Consider the following 225-nt stretch of genomic DNA (forward strand, 5'->3'; position numbering starts at 1 on the left):
CAGGATCACGATCCCCAAAGAAATCAGGGTTCCCGATATCGGGCGTTCAAAGAAAATCAACAAGCCATTCTGCGACGTGGCCAGAGACTGAAGCAGGGTTGACTCAATCTGCGAACCCAAGACGAATGTCAACACAGTCGCAGCTATCGGCAGATCCAATTTCTTCATGAGATAACCGATCACGCCGAAGAGGATCATCATCCAGACATCCCACAAACTGCTGTT

The 225-nt window shown here is 49.3% G+C and carries 1 pseudogene; it reads right to left on the reverse strand.

The features are described 5' to 3' along the window. Positions 1-201, reverse strand: a pseudogene (locus LD028_RS09910) (tripartite tricarboxylate transporter permease); the annotation flags it as partial. Positions 202-225: the final 24 nt, after the last annotated feature.

Source organism: Anoxybacillus sp. LAT27 (assembly GCF_022030075.1).
Lineage (GTDB): Bacteria > Bacillota > Bacilli > Bacillales > Anoxybacillaceae > Anoxybacillus > Anoxybacillus kestanbolensis.